The organism is Vibrio sp. 704, from assembly GCF_033339295.1.
The window spans coordinates 1-534 of sequence record NZ_JAWOUH010000947.1 but is presented as its reverse complement, the minus strand read 5'-3'; the positions used below and the strand labels follow the sequence as shown (position 1 = coordinate 534).

At 49.3% G+C, this 534-nt stretch carries 1 pseudogene; it reads right to left on the bottom strand.

Features of this window, described 5'->3' with window-relative positions:
* Positions 1–523: pseudogene (locus tag R7R24_RS30035) on the bottom strand (type I phosphomannose isomerase helical insertion domain-containing protein); the annotation flags it as partial.
* Between the last annotated feature and the right edge of the window lie 11 nt (positions 524–534).

Below are 534 nucleotides of genomic sequence, written 5' to 3'. Positions count from 1 at the left end.
TTGGGTATTCCAACATGTCGTTGTTTTCGATTGGTGCAAGCAGTAGGGTATCGAATGGTTTTTCTTCGAAGCGTGTGCATGCAACGAGTTCTTTTACGTCCATATACTTCGGTGTTAAACCGGCACGTAGCACATTGTCTGAGTTCGCCATGATCTCAAGCCCCGTCCCTTTCAAGTACGCGTGTGGCGTTTCTGCATCCAAGAACATCGCTTCGCCTGGTTTCAGCGTGATAACGTTGAGTAGCAAGGGCGCAAACAAACCAATGTCGCCCGGGTATTGCGTTTCTAACTCCAAGATCAGGTTGAACAGAGGTAAGTCGGTGATGCGAGCTTGTGCCAATAGCACCGTCAACGCCATCTCTTTCTGTTCGCCTTCCAGTGACAATAGACCGGAGAAGAAGCTCGCCAAGCCTTTGGAAGTTTGATTGTCGATAAGGTCACCCACCAAGCCTTGCAGCTCAGGAATCGCCAGCTCAGAAAAGAAGCTGATGATTTCACTTGTTGGGCGGAAGCCATTCATCGCTTAGTATTCGG